Genomic DNA, 14105 nt, shown 5'->3' on the forward strand with positions numbered 1-14105 from the left:
GAACTTAGTAATTACCTTTAACCTAAATAAACTAACAAACCTATGTCTTACGAATTTTTAGAAGATATTGCGATCGCGGATATTGCCTTTCAAGCTTGGGGCAAGGATTTGCAGGAAGTATTCTTGGCGGCAGGAGATGCGGTCACCAATACCATGATTGATAACCTAGAGGCGATCGCACCTCAAGAAACTCGCACCTTTACCCTAGACAACGACGAGCTAGATCTATTGCTCTTTAATTTCCTGCAAGAGTTCATCTACTACAAAGACAGCGAACTCCTCCTCCTGCGTCCTCAACAGGTAAAAATCGAGCAAAAGGATATGATTTATTACCTAACGGCGATCGCAAAGGGAGAAGAACTCGATCCAGAACGACACGAGCAGCGAGTTGATGTAAAAGCCGTAACTCTTCACCGCTTCAAGCTAGAACAAACGCCCGACGGCTGGACGGCACTGGTCATTTTAGATATTTAAGAGTCGTGTGACAGTCGTAGGAGGTATTGTACTTCGATGATACGCGCTACAAAGTCGGCAAGTACATCCCATAAATACTTTTAGTTGAGTTGCCAGTATGTTTATTGATTTGTTTTTTACTTTGAGGTGAGGTTTTAACCTTGGTTGGAGATGACGATAGTGGCAAAAATAAAACAGCAATACTTGATAGTACGCTAATTATAAATGCCACAACTATACTCCATAGAATTTTATCTCTTAGTTCTATAACCCTAGAATATCTTTCAATTTCTTTTTCTATTAAAATAAATCTTTTTCATATAATTTAGACATCATTAATCTCACTAAACCATAGGGTAGCAACATTGCAAGAATTAAAACATACAAGAAATATGGCTGCTCAAAAAAAGTTCCTTTTGGATATTTGTAGTCTGGGTAAGTGGAAATAGAAGACTGCGGAGTGTGAATTCTTTCTCTAATTAAAAAGTCTAGTTTCTCATTTGTATTTTTAGTGCTCAGGGCTTGATTTGCTGCTTTGTTAGTCTTTGCAATTTCTTCTTGTACTTTTTTGTCTCGTTCCGTCTCCCATTGAGCAAGGCTTTTATCATATTGTTTTTGATATTGCTCAACTCTGTGCACCTGTAAAGAAGGTAAAGTTGCAGTCCAGGCTACAAGAACGGAAACAAAAAAAATAGCAAAATTCCTTGTAGAGAAAATCCTCTGAAGATTGCTTATTCCAACTGCATTAACTTCATTTCGTAGGTATCTGTCTAAATCTGAAAATATAAGAAACACAAAATCTCGATTCTCCCCCCCAATTGTAAGCTGTGTTATTGAAGAAAATGTTAATGAAAGTGATAACTCCTTCTCAAAACTCATTTCGATTTGAATTGCTTCTATTCTTTGTGTTTTTGAGTTGCCTTCGCTTAAAATAACTTGGATATCATTCGTGTCGAAAACAAAAGAGTCTGAGCGAAATACTCTGTATTTTGGTTTGCAATCATGATTGATAGCTTGACCGCGGTTAGTTAAGATTTCGTGGATTTTTTGTATCCGTTCTTCAGTTAGAATAAATCCATCAGTATTTTGATAAGTAGAATAAGCTCCCATATATCACTTCCTTTAGAAACCCCATTACCTAAAGTAATACTAGCGTCTTGATCGAGATAAAATAACTTATTCATAAAGATTCTACATAGTAAATTACCTTAATAACCTTAGTACTATATTTTTTGTTATAATAATTCCTAAGCCTAACTTCTGCTATTAGGCTAGGGCGCTCGTATTTATTCTGATTCAAATAGTTGCGATCGCTGTGCAAAAAGAAGTTTTCAAAGATTGATCGCACTACACCTTAACCAGAAATGTTTTCCTCTGGAAGCCAGTCTTCTGTAAGCACTAACTTCAGCGGATATGGACAGGTTTCTGGAAAAACCTCAAGGGATATTCCGGTTTGCTTAGCGGCTTGTTGTCGAGCGCGTTGATAGCTTACTTCCAGATATTCTGCTGGGTAACTTTTGAGAGTAGGGCTGTCTTCAAGAGCCAAACTGATTTGAGTCCGAGCATCCGTAATAGAGTCTAGCCAGCTATCAGAGCGGCGTTGCGGTTGATATTGCCACTTGAGCAAGTGCAGTAGGAGGCGAATCAATTGACTGGTGACTCCCCGCCGTTCACTCTTGCCCAAATCTTCAATTTCCTCAATCAGATGCTCCAGATCAACTTCATGCCAACGGCGATCGCGGAGTAGCTGGGCTGTTTGTTTGATCCATAAATCAAAATCTGCGGTGTAAGTTATGCTCATAACTCGCTCCTTCTGCTGGAGTGCCCTTAGCTTTACCCAGTGCCATCCCAATCATAGCCTTCTGATGCTGGAAGCAATTTTCTGGGATGAGCGATCGCCCTAATTCTAAGGCGGAGCGATCGCAACTCGGGATAAACCTGATCTCTAAAGTCATGATGAACTGATTTTTCGCTCGGCGACTCTCCGGTTAAACTAGGTTTTGGTGTGAAAAGTATACAGAGTTTAAGTAATTACTCTGAAACGGGTGTAGATACTGGTCATGGGGAGATAACATCGCAAGCAACTAGGAAAGGGTAATGCATCGAGAAGCCGCCAACTCGTTTGAGCGTTCCACCCGTCATTTTTTCTCAAACGGTATTCGATTTCTACTGCAACTACTGAATAGAAAAACCGTTTTGATTCTGACTCTCCTGTTCATTGCTGGGGTGTCTGGAGCTTTGTGGAATATGTCGCGGCTCTCATCTAGCTTGATAGAGTCTCAGGCACTTCAGAGCGCTGCTTTGTATGCTCAAGCCATTGAAGAAGCTCGCACCCTCTACAGTTCCGAAGCAGTCAGGCGAGTCGCAGGTGTTCCCGGAGTTACAGTGACGTATGACTACACAGATACGCCGGGTGCGATCCCAGTACCAGCCACCTATTTGATCGAGCTGAGCCATCACCTGAGCGACAAAAATCCTGGCATGTCGGTACGGCTGTATAGTGCCTACCCATTTCCTCAGCGCAAAGCTGAAGGTGGCCCTAAGGATGACTTTGAGCGCGAAGCTCTGCGTTATCTAACCCAACATCCTGAGCAACCGTTCTATAGAATCGAAACTTTTCAAGGTCGTCCTGCTCTGCGCTATGCCCAAGCGGACATCATGCAGGCTAGTTGCGTCAGTTGCCATAACAGTGACCCCAATAGCCCTAAACGAGATTGGCGGGTAGGAGATGTACGAGGTGCGCTGGCGATTAGTCGGCCACTAGATACGTTTATGGCTCAAACCAATGCTGGCTTACGTGGCACCTTCCTCATGCTCAGCACTCTGTCACTTTTAGCGTTGTCAGGAATCGCACTGGTGATCGGTCGCTTGCGTCAAACTTCTAAAGAGTTGGAGTTGCGCGTAATTGAGCGTACAGCCCAATTGCAATCTGCAAATCAGGAATTGGCTACCGAACAAGGAAAATCGGAACGCTTGTTGCTGAATATTTTGCCTCCACCCATTGCTCAAAAGCTCAAAGACGGTCAGAGCAATATTGCGGATGGTTTTGCCTCGGCCACAATTTTGTTTGCGGATCTGGTCAACTTTACCCAATTGGCCGAACAAGTGCCTCCTGAAGAACTCGTGGCGATGTTGAATGAGATCTTTTCCGCCTTCGATCGCCTGAGTGAACAATATGACCTAGAAAAAATCAAGACAATTGGAGATGCTTATATGGTGGTGGGAGGCTTACCCACGATACGACCTGACCATCCCCAAGCGATCGCCGAAATGGCTCTGGCTATGCGCGAGGAGATCCACAAATTCAATCTCCGCTATCACCAAAATTGCAGCCTCCGAATTGGTATTAATACGGGGCCAGTAGTAGCTGGGGTGATTGGCACCAAGAAGTTTATCTACGACCTATGGGGCGATACGGTCAATGTTGCCAGTCGCATGGAATCTCATGGCTTACCAGGGGAAATTCAAGTCACTGCTGCTACCTACGAATGCCTCCGGGATGACTACAGCTTCGAGTTTAGAGGTTCAATTGAGGTCAAAGGGAAAGGAGCCATCACGGCCTATTTGCTGACAGGCAGGAAAAGCCATGCCAACCTTTATCTGACTCCTGCATCGGTAACTTGAAGTAGGCGATCGCTCTATTAACATTTTCAATCATTTTTATAGCAATCCCAAATGGATTGGGAACAGGGGGTGGGGGCTTTGTCCCCACGCAAGGGTTTTACCTCTGCACCCCATTCAAGAATCAAAAAGGATTGCTATATAGCGATAGATTTAATTGACTGAGGAGCGTATCAATTGCTGCAAAATGTTACTTTGCTGGGTGTTTTAGCTATTGCGATCGGTGCAGTCCCAGGTGCCGTAAGTCGCTATTACTTGACTGAGTTTTGCAAAAAGTCCTTCGGCACAGATTTTCCTTACGGAACTTTTATTGTCAATTTCACGGGCTGTTTATTAATGGGTTTTTCCGTTACTTTGTTTATGGCAATTCCAGGGTTTCCACCAGAAGCAGATTTGTTGGTCAGAACTGGTTTCTTGGGTGCCTATACAACCTTTTCAACTTACGGTTACGATACAGTTTCGCTGTGGAAAAATCGCCAGAAAGCAGCCTCTCTCTTTTATTGGCTAGGTAGTGCAGTTTTGGCGGTAGTTGGTATTGTAGTGGGTCGTTATTTGGCAACCCTAATTGTGGGATAAGAGTCATCCACTTGAGTAAAAATATCAACTCCAAGCCAATCTATTTAACTATCAAAGAAACTTTTGACCATGCAAAATGCTTTTGTTCGTACTGTTATGGCGATCGCCTTAGGTGCAATTCCAGGTGCTTTAGGACGCTACTTTATCACTGAAATCACTCAGGCAGCGATTGGCAAAGATTCCTATTACGGTACATTTTTCATCAACGTAACAGGCTGTTTTATGATTGCCTTGTTTTACACTCTAAACGAAAAGAGGCTTGAAAGCTTTTCACCTGAAACTCGGTTGGCGATCGCGACTGGTTTTTGTGGTGCCTATACCACTTTCTCAACTTACGGATTAGAAACCTTTACTCAAGTGGATCAAGGTAATGGTACAGTAGCCTTAATTTATTGGTTGGGCAGCATAGTGTTTGGGATGCTTGCGGTGCAAGCGGGTATCCTTTTAGGTAATCTAAAATCCCAATAGGCTAATCTCTAGATTTATGGTTAGGATGTGCCACCAACAGGCTGCTTACCCCGTTGCCTGACTTATGGAGCGTAGTCTGGATAATGCAGGACTGATTCAGTCGCTTGCTCGGATTTGCTCATGCTGTAGCTGAATCAGGATATAACTGGCGAACTCGCGATCTGCTGCCAGCTTAAATCCCATCAACCGTTCTAAGGCTTCACTCCGATTGGCCGCAATGGGGTTCACTTGGTTAACCACCAATAGGTAGCCTACTTGCCAATTGTTGATTACTAAACTTTCTACTTGGTGTGGCTCTTGCCGTCGGCCCGCATAAACCAGCAAGCCATTCGCCTCTAGGTCGCAGATAGCTCTGTTTAGAGCAAATTCGGCCTTGGTTCTATCTGGGCTAGTTCTATCTGGACTAGTTCTTTCTGGGCTAGTTCTTTCTGGCTTGGCGATCGCATCCCAGCCATTCAGCTGCTCCTGGATGTTTTGCAGGAAACTGCTGGCTAGTTCAGTCCTGTCACTATCCAAATTGTCCTGATGGAACCGAGAAGCGTGGCTACCGCGCAATAGGGATATCAGTTGGATGCCAGTCTCCATTCTATAGAGCAGCAAAGGAGATGGAGTGGGTTCTGCTGCTGGCAGGTTTAGCTTAAGGGTATCCCGTATCCAGGTTTCATGCCGATGCTTGATCTCTTTCAGCATGTCCACAGGATATGTGTGAGGCTGAGCATCAATCAGTTGATGATGGATTTGACAGAGCAAAATGAGATTGGCGTAGTCATCTCGCTCCTCCACAGTCAGCGAAAAACTACCACGGGGGCCACCTGGTTCGGGTGCCACAATATGACATTCATTGCCGATCGCCGACTCTAAGTATGATTCAGTGGCGTGCATGACCAATCGACGCTGACAAACAGCACAGCGATCGCCTGAGCGTCTCCAAAGGATCTTGCGTGTCTTATTCGAGATGGCCATCGTGAAAATTTAATAAGTCTAGGCAGTGGAAGGTGATTAACTGTAGCCAAGCCGCTGACAGGCAAGCGCCACTAACTAATCCACCCATCCCAGTATTCCCTCCCTAGATTGGGTTCTAACCAGACTTGAGATGAGTGTGATGACTGAATATGTCTTACCGCGTGCCTTTAGGAGCGCTTTTGGAAAGTGTAGGAAACTTGCAACAACCCCGTCTCATAAGTTCGGGTATCCTTCAGCTCCAGGATTGTCTCTAAGGTGGGGTCCTGGGCAATCAGAGGAATACCACTGCCCAGAATCATCGGATGAATCGAGAGAATCAGCTCATGGACAAACTCATGCTGAAGACAAAAATGAATGATTTCGGAACCACCCACTAACCAGATATTTTTGCCATCTCCCTGACACAACTCGTTCAGAAAGATAGCCTCATCAGAACTGACAAATTCTACATTTTCATCTCGCTGCTGGAGCTGAGTTTTAGAGAAAACATATCCTTGTTTTTCTGAATAAGGATATTCCCCAAAACTCAAAACCTGCTCATAGGTTTTACGCCCCATCAAGACTGTATCGACTTGCTCAAAGAATTCGCTGTAGCCGTAGTCTTGGTCTGTCAATAGCCAATCGACGGCTCCTGATGTTCGGGCAATATAGCCATCTAAACTCGTAGCAATAAACAGTTGGATTGAGCGCATCTTCCTCGGTTAATAAGTACTAGATTCTAAAGCAGCTCGATCCCAACCACCTAAATCAGCAGCAGCTTCATAAGTGCTTTGCAAAAAGGCAAGAAGCATGGCATCAGGATCGGTTGCTTGCTGTAGGGCTGCGTAGGGCAAAACAAATTCTTGGAGATCAGGGCTATAGAAGGCTTCTACAGGTTGAATCACATAATCTCGAAACCCTTCAGGCCCAGGATAAGCATAAGCGTAGAAGATCGGCTCTGCCACGGTGCCGCCTCCGGGCCAAAAGCCACAACTGCTCACCTCATGGGAGTAAGCTTCTCTAGTCACCCAATCGGCCATGTGAGGAACGCCACCGGGATGTTCTGGGGCAAGACGGCCAGAGAAGCGAGTCACAGCCAAATCAAAGCTGCCCCAAAAGAAATGTACCGGGCTCGCTTTACCGATAAAGTGGGAGCGAAATACAGTCATCACTCGGTGTGTTTGCACCAAAATCTGCCAAAGCCGCTGAGCATACTCTGGATCATAGGTGGCATGTTGATGATCTTGTTCAAAGCGAATCGGGTCTGCAATTTCCTGCGGCATCGTCCATATTTGAACTGCAATCCCTAGCTCCTGCAAGGTGCCAATGATCTCTTGGTAAAAATCTGCAACAGAGCGAGAAACTAGAGGGATATTTCTGGTCATCCCATCGCTCGTTTCAATAAGTAAGTTGTGATCGAGAAAGTCAAAACTAATCTGAAAGAGACGGGTTTGGCAGGGAATAGCAGAAGTCGTCAAGCCTCTGGGTGTGACGTACAGTGTGGAATGCCACCAATGATTGAGTTTAGGAGTCAGGGTGAGCCGAATCTTACCGACAATCTGAGTCCACAGGTGCAGGGTTGCATAAGTGTCTTGCCATGCCGCTACTGGCAGGCTCGGCCAAAGACTGCTGCTAGCGGTGTTATGAACAGGAGCTGTCATTGAGAAACCTCTAGATAACCCTGTCCCCATTAAACTGGTCAGATCGCAGCAACCCACTTTCCTTAGCAATTTATTCGGTTAAGTTGTGGCTCAATCTGCGATCGCGTCAAGACGCAAAAGCCCCTGAGTGTCAGCAATGATGCCAATTTGTGTTGCTGCTTGCATGACTGGCTTCTCCATCGTTTGCTTTGCTGCCTAACCCTACTTCGACTATGCTGCCTGAGCTAAAGGAGAATTGTCATAGTGAGCTAAGAGATCGGCTGGGTCGTTGTAAATGGCGATCGCATCCACTAGCTGCTCATCTGAGAAGCCACCAGAACGCACCGCAATTACCCCGACTCCCGCTTTGCCTGCTGCCTCAATGTCATAAGGTGTATCGCCTATCATCACAACTTCTTCTGGAGCCATTTGGCTTTTAGCTAGAGCTACTTCCACAATATCTGGCGCAGGTTTGGAATGTTCGGCATCCCCAGAGGCGGTGGCTTCATGGAGTAGATCATCTACTTGAGCGACTTTTAGTAGTATTTTCAGTTCTTCCTTAGTAGCGGAAGTCGCAATAATCAGGTGTAGGCCTTGTTCCTGCATCTTCAAAACAAGGTCTCGGCTACCATTGGCGGAATCTAATTGCTTGCCAAATTTGTTGAGAATCAGCTCTTTGCGGCGAGTACTAATCTCTTTTCCCACCCCTTCTTTGTTATTTAGATCGGACACCATCTGCGGAATGATTTGATCGCCACCCATGCCAATCAAAGGCCGCACTTTCTCAAAAGGAACTTCATAACCAGAAGCAGCAAAGGCTTCCACCCAAGCCTGAGCATGAGCATCGTTGCTCAACACTAGCGTTCCATCTACGTCCAGAATTACACCTTTAAGTGCCACTGCAATTTCCCTTTTGAGCAAATTCCTTGCATAGTGGCATAGTCTACAAATCACTTCATCAGTCTTGGAGATGAGAAGATTGAGACTCGATACTGTAGCGAGAAACCTGCATGGATTTGGCAGGGTTGCTGCGGAATAAGCGGACGATTCGGGTGATTGGGTTTGAGGTTGTATCTATGCGCGATCGCCTTTTTACAGAAATCGCCGTAAAGCCCACATGCTAAAGCATGTGGGCTAAGTACAGGACAAAAGCTTGCAAACACATCTAAGGGAAGGGTTTCATGAGAATTACTACATTCCGAGCATGAAACCCTTATGCATCAGGTTACTTTACTTCGAGATGCCTTGCGTCCCCACCTCACTTGGCATGGAGCTAGACTGAGTTTTCTGGCCGCTTTCCTGATCGCTCTGCTGCGAGTTAAAACCATCAACTTTGCTGAACTCGCCACAGCCTTCAGTAGCAATGCTCAAACTGATTCCCACTACAAACGACTCCAGCGGTTTTTTCGCCACTATGCCATCGATTATGCTGAGATCGCCCAGGCAGTGATGGCTCTGATGGCGATTCCGGAACCGTGGGTGCTCTCCCTCGACCGGACGCAGTGGCAATTTGGGGAGCACACCTTCAACATTCTGATGCTGGGTGTGGTGCATGAAGGTGTTGCCTTTCCTGTCGTCTGGTGCCTCCTCGACAAACCCGGCAATTCCAACACCGATGAACGCATCAAGTTGTTCAACCAGTTTCTAGAGCGCTTTGGAGAGCGATCGCTGGCCTGTTTGACTGCCGACCGAGAGTTCATCGGCCAAGACTGGTTCCGCTACTTGCTGCAAGAGCCACGAACTCCCTTCCGCATCCGCATCTGCCACAATCACATCTTGGGCAAGGGTCGTCAACGTCTGAAGGTCAGCAGCGTCTTTCAAGCACTTCAGCCTGGACAGCAACAGGTGCTCCGACACAAACGACGATTGTGGGGACATTGGCTCTACATCGCGGCGTTGCGCTTGGAAGATGGCACCCTGCTTGTGGTTGCAACTCAGAGTGCTCCTAAGTCTGCAATTACAGATTATGCCAAGCGCTGGGGGATTGAAACCCTGTTTGGCAGCTTCAAAAGCCGGGGGTTCTGCTTGGAATCGACCCATCTAAGCGATGGGGAGCGACTCAATAAACTGCTGGCGCTGCTTTCCTTAGCCCTTTGCTGGGTCTTTCTGACTGGGGAGTGGTTGCATCAGCTCAAGCCGTTGGTGGTGAAGAAGCATGGGCGCAGAGCCAAGAGTTTATTTCGCTATGGATTTGACTATCTGCGTAACATCGTCCTCAACTTGGAACAGAAAGGAGATCAGTTTTCCAAGGCTCTACAGTTTTTGTCCCGTACCTAGGCGGTGGGATATAAGGCGGTGAGCCGGAGACGAACAACTATCTTGAGCGCTGAGAATCAATGTATCGACGAATAGTATCCCCAGAAACACAACCAGCCGTAGAAACAAAATAACTACGAGTCCAAAGGCTAGGTAGCTTGGTTTTTAGCCAAGGAAACTCTTGCCTCAGTTCATGAGAAGTAAACCCCTTGATGCGCTGAATGATTTGATTTGGAGCCAGGGTTGGCAAGCAATTAATGAATAGGTGAACGTAGTCTTTGTCAGTTTCTAGGGCAAGAATTTCGCAATCGATTGCACTAGCAGCCTGAGCTATCAATTCTTTTAAGCGCTGGTCTAGAACGCCTTCTAAGATAGGTCGCCTTAGATAGGTCGCCTTCTGCGGACGATCCAGACAAAGTGGTAATTCAATAAGCTCACGGATGTCTGGCAATTTCTGTACTTCTGAGCCACAGGTTTTAGTTGCTTATGGTCTACGGCTATGGTATCATAGACAGCATGAAGACATTGAAGTTTAAGCTCTATCAGCACAAGCGAAACCGCCATCTAAAGCGGACCATTAATGCTGCCGGAGTCATCTACAACCACTGCATTGCTCTCCACAAACGCTACTACCGGATGTGGAGTAAGCACTTGAGTTGTGCAAAACTTCAATCTCATATTTCTAAGCTACGGAAACGCAAACCTTTCTGGCAATTGGTTGGCTCTCAAGCTGTGCAGGATGTGTGCCAACGCATTGAGAAAGCATATCAACTGTTCTTTAAGCATCACAAAAAAGGAGGCAGGCCACCTGGTTTTAAGAAGGTGAGACGATACAAGTCGTTCACCCTGAAACAGGCAGGGTACAAATTCCTGGGGGGTAATCGCGTCAAGATTGGAGAGCGGATTTATCAGTATTGGAACTCCAGAGAGGTCGAGGGCAAAGTCAAGACTCTGACCATCAAGCGCACTGCGTTAGGGGAGTTGTTTATGGTGGTTGTGGTTGAGACTGAATCTGAGCCAGAAGCAAAGTCCGAGCCGAGTAGAATCGCTGGATTTGACTTCGGGCTGAAGTCGTTTCTCACTGGCTCTGAAGGCTTCAGTATTGAGTCTCCGCAGTTCTTCAAGCAGTCACTTGCTGCCATCCAAAAAGCCAGTCGTCACCATTCCCGTAAATGCAAAGGCTCTCACGGTCGCGAAAAGGCTCGGTTGAACCTCGTTCGCAAGCATGAGGACATTGCCAATCGCAGACGGGACTGGTTCTGGAAGTTGGCACACAAGCTGACTGAACAATTCGATGTGCTGTACTTCGAGACACTGAACCTGAAGGGAATGCAGCGTCTCTGGGGTCGAAAGGTGAGTGATTTAGGGTTCCGTGAATTTCTGCAAATTCTCGAATGGGTCGCCACTAAAAAGGGTAAGCACGTCGCCTACATTGATCGTTGGTTCCCCAGTTCTAAGGCTTGCTCAAAATGTGGGCACGTTTTGGAATCCCTGGAGCTATCAACCAGACAATGGCGCTGCCCCTCTTGTCAGTCAGTGAATGAGCGAGATAGCAACGCCGCTGTGAATATCAAACAGGTTGGGATCTCAACCTGGGGATTAGGAGATGTCAGTCAGGCTCAGCCTGCAATCTTTGCCTGAGTCCCGAATCCCACGCGCTTTAGCCGTGGGAGTGGATCAAGCATTGCTCACCTGATTACCGCAGCAGTAGTCAAAGGAGAGAGTGGCCGACAGGCATAGTGCAGTAAACCTAAGAGAGCGGTAAACCTAAGAGAGAAGAGAGAAACTGTGGGGTGGAGCTATGTTGAAAATTGATGGTTCCTACGGTGAGGGAGGCGGCCAAATCCTCCGCACCAGCTTGAGTTTGGCGGCAATCACAGGGCAACCAATCCGGATCGATCGCATCCGTGCGGGGCGCAAGAAACCAGGATTAGCGATTCAACACCTCACCGCTGTTCGAGCCGCAGCCAAGATATGTCGAGCCGAGCTGACAGGAGATGCAGTTGGCTCCACGACGCTAGAATTTAAGCCCACCATTTCGCCACAACCAGGTCAGTACAAATTTGACGTAGCAGAAACCACTCGCGCAGGCTCGGCTGGAGCCATTATGTTGATTTTGCAAACGATTCTGCTGCCTTTGGCGCTCAGTTCCGGCAACTCCCACGTTACGCTTCGAGGCGGCACTCATGTTCCTTGGAGTCCTCCTGCCACCTACATCGAACAAGTCTACTTGCCAATGGTGCAGCAGATGGGGGTGCAAGCGGAGATGCAACTGCAAGCTTGGGGTTGGTATCCTCAGGGAAACGGCGAGGTAGCTCTAGAAATTACGGAGAGCCAAACGCCACTACAAGGCATGGAAGTATTAGAGCGAGGAAAACTGAAGCAGGTGCAGGGGTTGGCTGTAGTGACAGAGTTGCCCGCACATATCCCGCAGCGGATGGCGAGCCGAGCTTATAACCTCTTGCAGCAAGCTCAATTGCGAGCCGATGTGCAACCCCGACGGGCGCGAGGCATTGCTCCTGGGGCGGGGATGTTTCTCACGGCAGAATATCAGTACAGCCGCGCCGGGTTTAGTGGAATTGGCAAAGTGGGTTTGGCGGCAGAAAAAGTCGCAGAAATGGCCGTACAGGAGTTTCTAGCGTTTCAGGCGACAGGGGCACCGATCGATGTGCATTTGGCGGATCAGTTGTTGTTGCCTGCGGCTCTAGCGGCGGAACCAAGCCAATATCGAGTCGCAGAGGTGAGCTTGCACCTGAAGACTAACGCCTGGGTAATTGAGCAGTTTGGTTTGGCTAAGGTGGCGATCGCGCCTGACACTCAAGTTGTGACCATTACACCCAATCGTTAGCCAAGTTTGAACCATTTCTCCCCGCAGACTGAAGTAGGTTCTACTGCCCTGCCTACCATTCAAGGTAAAGGATGCGCGAGAAAGCAAGAGATTTTATGAATTATCTAGTGGCGGTTTTACCAGATCGGAACCAGGCAGAGGCAGCTTATACAGCCTTAGAGAAATCAGGCTTACCTCTAAACCAGGTAGATATTCTAGGTAGAGGTTACAAAAGTGCTGATGAATATGGCTTGATTGACCCTAACTCTCAGGCGAAAAAGGGAGCGACGCGATTAGCTGTTTGGTTAATTCCTTTTGGCTTTGTTGCGGGTTACGCCTTCAACTATTTAACCGGAATTGCCATCTTGCCGATCGCTGCATTGGGCAACCACATCATTGGTGGGTTACTGGGGGCTGCTTCCGGTGCTTTGGGTGCTTTCTTCGTTGGCGGTGGCGTAGGTTTATCTGTGGGAAGTGGAGATGCGCTACCCTACCGCAATCGGCTCAACGCTGGGAAATACTTGGTGGTGGTGAAGGGGTCGGAAGAACTAACTCACCAAGCCACTCATGTCCTACGCCAATTTGAACCAGAGAACCTGCAAGGTTACGCCGAACTGACAGCAGCTTAGTCAAGGGTAGACAGCTCAAAGAGTGGCATACCGCACCGCTTAAGAAATGGGGGAGGTAGAGCTTGGAGTCATGCACAGCCCTTCCCCCTACTTTGGTGTATGCAAAACTTTTGGTTCACTTCAACCATGCTAGGGTTCCTGTTAGCGCTTCTATCCACTGCTGCCCCCGCGATCGCTCAACCTACCATTCCATCCAGCACCCCATCTGTTCCTGCTGCCCAAACGACCCCCGTCAAGGTGCCAGAAATTCTCTCTGGGCCACCTAACACCACCTTGCCAGTACATCGGTCTTTGGGTAACTGTCCCTCTACCATTCGCCTCTGGACAGCCTCGCGTTACTACGAAGGCGGAGCCGAAAATACGGTGATCATGAATATGTCGGCGATCGCCTCAGCCCCGGCGAAGTTTATGGATGTGCGCGATCGTGTGGTGATCTATGGCGCACCTTTGCAGAAAACCTATGCTTCTTGTGTCGGCTGGGTCGTAGCTCCCAATGCGCCTGAGTACAATATCTGGCTGCAATTCGGCAACGCTTACTTCCGCTTCGATCTAGATGCCTTAAAGGGTAGTGGTCAGTCAATAAAAGCTTGACAGGCTTCTGGGGTAAGATAGAGCTAGTTGATCGAGTTACCCAGGCAATGCCCAAGAAATACGTTGTGTGTCTCACTGAAATAGAACGGCAGTATCTGGAGC

Annotated in this window: 16 protein-coding genes and 1 pseudogene; 9 read left to right on the forward strand and 8 right to left on the reverse strand. The window is 47.4% G+C overall.

Going from position 1 to position 14105, the window contains the following annotated elements; all coding sequences use genetic code 11:
• Nucleotides 1–42: 42 nt before the first annotated feature.
• Nucleotides 43–474: an archease gene (locus KME12_18290; protein ID MBW4489736.1), complete on the forward strand. Its 432-nt coding sequence runs from the start codon at nt 43–45 to the stop codon at nt 472–474.
• Nucleotides 475–753: 279 nt separating this feature from the next.
• On the opposite strand, the gene KME12_18295 is transcribed toward KME12_18290, so the two are convergent.
• From KME12_18295 to KME12_18305, 3 genes are all read right to left on the reverse strand, one after another.
• Nucleotides 754–1563, reverse strand: a complete 810-nt coding sequence (locus KME12_18295) for a hypothetical protein (GenBank protein MBW4489737.1) — start codon at nt 1561–1563, stop codon at nt 754–756.
• A gap of 244 nt (nt 1564–1807) precedes the next feature.
• The gene (locus KME12_18300) at nt 1808–2254 is read right to left on the reverse strand and encodes a DUF29 domain-containing protein (GenBank protein ID MBW4489738.1); all 447 of its coding nucleotides are present in this window, start codon (nt 2252–2254) and stop codon (nt 1808–1810) included.
• Nucleotides 2226–2408 (reverse strand): hypothetical protein, encoded by a 183-nt coding sequence (locus KME12_18305; GenBank protein MBW4489739.1) that lies wholly within the window; start codon nt 2406–2408, stop codon nt 2226–2228. Before KME12_18305 ends, KME12_18300 begins: the two co-directional genes overlap by 29 nt.
• 142 nt (nt 2409–2550) lie before the next feature.
• Between KME12_18305 and KME12_18310 the strand changes: the two genes are divergently transcribed.
• The 3 genes from KME12_18310 to crcB (KME12_18320) all read left to right on the forward strand — a co-directional run bounded on the left by KME12_18310 (nt 2551) and on the right by crcB (KME12_18320) (nt 5118).
• Nucleotides 2551–4077, forward strand: coding sequence for a DUF3365 domain-containing protein (locus KME12_18310; GenBank protein MBW4489740.1), 1527 nt, complete (start codon nt 2551–2553; stop codon nt 4075–4077).
• Between the two features lie 192 nt (nt 4078–4269).
• Complete coding sequence (crcB, locus tag KME12_18315; protein ID MBW4489741.1) at nt 4270–4650, forward strand: fluoride efflux transporter CrcB; 381 nt, start codon at nt 4270–4272, stop codon at nt 4648–4650.
• 69 nt (nt 4651–4719) lie between these two features.
• A complete protein-coding gene (gene crcB, locus KME12_18320; protein ID MBW4489742.1) occupies nt 4720–5118 on the forward strand; it encodes a fluoride efflux transporter CrcB in 399 nt (132 codons plus the stop codon).
• Between the two features lie 96 nt (nt 5119–5214).
• On the opposite strand, the gene KME12_18325 is transcribed toward crcB (KME12_18320), so the two are convergent.
• The 4 genes from KME12_18325 to KME12_18340 form a co-directional block, all read right to left on the reverse strand.
• Entirely contained in the window at nt 5215–6081 is an 867-nt protein-coding gene (locus KME12_18325) for a hypothetical protein (GenBank protein ID MBW4489743.1), read from the reverse strand.
• 167 nt (nt 6082–6248) lie between these two features.
• Nucleotides 6249–6773 carry a dihydrofolate reductase family protein gene (locus tag KME12_18330; GenBank protein MBW4489744.1) on the reverse strand — a complete coding sequence of 175 codons (525 nt, stop codon included), beginning with the start codon at nt 6771–6773 and terminating at the stop codon, nt 6249–6251.
• A gap of 9 nt (nt 6774–6782) precedes the next feature.
• Complete coding sequence (locus KME12_18335; protein MBW4489745.1) at nt 6783–7721, reverse strand: hypothetical protein; 939 nt, start codon at nt 7719–7721, stop codon at nt 6783–6785.
• Between the two features lie 210 nt (nt 7722–7931).
• Complete coding sequence (locus tag KME12_18340) at nt 7932–8600, reverse strand: HAD family hydrolase (protein ID MBW4489746.1); 669 nt, start codon at nt 8598–8600, stop codon at nt 7932–7934.
• Nucleotides 8601–8915: 315 nt separating this feature from the next.
• Here KME12_18340 and KME12_18345 point away from each other — a divergent pair, with 315 nt between their 5' ends.
• On the forward strand, nt 8916–9977 hold the full coding sequence (locus KME12_18345) for an IS4 family transposase (protein MBW4489747.1): 1062 nt from the start codon (nt 8916–8918) through the stop codon (nt 9975–9977).
• 37 nt (nt 9978–10014) lie between these two features.
• Here the strand turns inward: KME12_18345 and tnpA are convergent.
• Nucleotides 10015–10427, reverse strand: a pseudogene (gene tnpA / locus KME12_18350) (IS200/IS605 family transposase).
• A gap of 45 nt (nt 10428–10472) precedes the next feature.
• Between tnpA and KME12_18355 the strand changes: the two are divergent.
• The 4 genes from KME12_18355 to KME12_18370 all read left to right on the forward strand — a co-directional run bounded on the left by KME12_18355 (nt 10473) and on the right by KME12_18370 (nt 14003).
• On the forward strand, nt 10473–11597 hold the full coding sequence (locus KME12_18355; GenBank protein MBW4489748.1) for a transposase: 1125 nt from the start codon (nt 10473–10475) through the stop codon (nt 11595–11597).
• Between the two features lie 160 nt (nt 11598–11757).
• Nucleotides 11758–12804, forward strand: coding sequence for an RNA 3'-phosphate cyclase (rtcA, locus tag KME12_18360; GenBank protein ID MBW4489749.1), 1047 nt, complete (start codon nt 11758–11760; stop codon nt 12802–12804).
• A gap of 95 nt (nt 12805–12899) precedes the next feature.
• Nucleotides 12900–13412: a hypothetical protein gene (locus KME12_18365; protein ID MBW4489750.1), complete on the forward strand. Its 513-nt coding sequence runs from the start codon at nt 12900–12902 to the stop codon at nt 13410–13412.
• Between the two features lie 126 nt (nt 13413–13538).
• Nucleotides 13539–14003 (forward strand): hypothetical protein, encoded by a 465-nt coding sequence (locus tag KME12_18370; protein ID MBW4489751.1) that lies wholly within the window; start codon nt 13539–13541, stop codon nt 14001–14003.
• Nucleotides 14004–14105: the final 102 nt, after the last annotated feature.

The organism is Trichocoleus desertorum ATA4-8-CV12, assembly GCA_019358975.1.
Lineage (GTDB): Bacteria > Cyanobacteriota > Cyanobacteriia > FACHB-46 > FACHB-46 > Trichocoleus > Trichocoleus desertorum_A.

Bases quoted from the DNA above. Each gene is read 5' to 3' on its own strand.
- KME12_18305 (MBW4489739.1), bottom strand. From the start codon at position 2,408: ATGACTTTAGAGATCAGGTTTATCCCGAGTTGCGATCGCTCCGCCTTA.
- KME12_18370 (MBW4489751.1), top strand. From the start codon at position 13,539: ATGCTAGGGTTCCTGTTAGCGCTTCTATCCACTGCTGCCCCCGCGATC.
- KME12_18295 (MBW4489737.1), bottom strand. From the start codon at position 1,563: ATGGGAGCTTATTCTACTTATCAAAATACTGATGGATTTATTCTAACT.
- KME12_18300 (MBW4489738.1), bottom strand. From the start codon at position 2,254: ATGAGCATAACTTACACCGCAGATTTTGATTTATGGATCAAACAAACA.
- rtcA (MBW4489749.1), top strand. From the start codon at position 11,758: ATGTTGAAAATTGATGGTTCCTACGGTGAGGGAGGCGGCCAAATCCTC.
- KME12_18345 (MBW4489747.1), top strand. From the start codon at position 8,916: ATGCATCAGGTTACTTTACTTCGAGATGCCTTGCGTCCCCACCTCACT.
- KME12_18330 (MBW4489744.1), bottom strand. From the start codon at position 6,773: ATGCGCTCAATCCAACTGTTTATTGCTACGAGTTTAGATGGCTATATT.
- crcB (MBW4489742.1), top strand. From the start codon at position 4,720: ATGCAAAATGCTTTTGTTCGTACTGTTATGGCGATCGCCTTAGGTGCA.
- KME12_18325 (MBW4489743.1), bottom strand. From the start codon at position 6,081: ATGGCCATCTCGAATAAGACACGCAAGATCCTTTGGAGACGCTCAGGC.
- KME12_18365 (MBW4489750.1), top strand. From the start codon at position 12,900: ATGAATTATCTAGTGGCGGTTTTACCAGATCGGAACCAGGCAGAGGCA.
- KME12_18290 (MBW4489736.1), top strand. From the start codon at position 43: ATGTCTTACGAATTTTTAGAAGATATTGCGATCGCGGATATTGCCTTT.
- KME12_18310 (MBW4489740.1), top strand. From the start codon at position 2,551: ATGCATCGAGAAGCCGCCAACTCGTTTGAGCGTTCCACCCGTCATTTT.
- KME12_18355 (MBW4489748.1), top strand. From the start codon at position 10,473: ATGAAGACATTGAAGTTTAAGCTCTATCAGCACAAGCGAAACCGCCAT.
- KME12_18335 (MBW4489745.1), bottom strand. From the start codon at position 7,721: ATGACAGCTCCTGTTCATAACACCGCTAGCAGCAGTCTTTGGCCGAGC.